Consider the following 967-nt stretch of genomic DNA (forward strand, 5'->3'; position numbering starts at 1 on the left):
CAACAGTTATTTAATTTCGAATGTTGTATTTTCTATTTGCTTTTCTTTAATTTCCGTTGCCGTCTGTACAATTTTAAAGATATCCGTTTTAATTATGAACCTTACATACGGTTTCTCTGAAGATTCGAAATAATCATAAAGAAAGAAATCAATATGTTTTTCAAATAGCAAAGGATTTATTTTCGGAGTTTTTTTACTGAAACAATAATTTAAAACGACTGTGTCATTATATTTGGAGATTCCAATATATTCGTAGCATTCGCATTTTAAACCAAGTATTCTTTCACTAGCAATCTTCTTTTTGCTTATTAAGTTTTCAATAGAATTAGTTTTCACATCTATACTATCAAGTTTTAGAGAATTTTTTCCACGAAGATATAAGATGCCTTTTGCTGGATTATACACTTGGATGTGATTTCCCAAATAAGAAGAATTTAAATATTCTCGTTTTAAAATTCCAGTTTTGGAGAAGGAAACTAATAAACTGTCTCCATATCTTTCCTCGAGTTCTTTTTTAAATTCATTCTTTTCATCGTTATAAGTTTCTATTTCTGTTTTAAATTTTATTGTTCCTTCAAAACTTTGAGCTTTTGATTCAAAACTTAAAAGAGCAATTAATAAGAAAAATATGATATTTAAAATTTTCATAGATATAATTGTTGCTAACGTTTTGCTGCTTTGAGATGGCTGGAAGTTCGTAACCGCTCAATTTTTGGCTTAACGAAAACTTGATGCGTAACGATAATTCCACTAAATTCCAGCTATATCAAAACAGCTGTTACAGGCTGGTTTTCTTATTATCAATGTTTTTTCGTCGTATCATTGTTCCATAAAATAGTAAGCCACTTCCTAACATTCCTATTGCACTCCATGGTGTCTCTGAGTTAGGATTAATGATCTTGTTGCTTATTAACAACAAAAGAGCACTTACAAGAAAATAAAAAATACCACTTTAAAAGTAATTTAC

Annotated in this window: 1 protein-coding gene; it reads right to left on the reverse strand. The window is 28.9% G+C overall.

What is annotated here, in order from left to right; genetic code table 11:
• Positions 1-6: 6 nt before the first annotated feature.
• Positions 7-648, reverse strand: coding sequence for a hypothetical protein (locus tag A3SG_RS0118415; protein WP_016991453.1), 642 nt, complete (start codon positions 646-648; stop codon positions 7-9).
• Positions 649-967: the final 319 nt, after the last annotated feature.

The organism is Flavobacterium sp. ACAM 123, assembly GCF_000264055.1.
GTDB lineage: Bacteria > Bacteroidota > Bacteroidia > Flavobacteriales > Flavobacteriaceae > Flavobacterium.

Excerpts from the sequence above, each read along its gene's own strand:
- A3SG_RS0118415 (WP_016991453.1), bottom strand. The coding sequence starts at position 648 with ATGAAAATTTTAAATATCATATTTTTCTTATTAATTGCTCTTTTAAGT.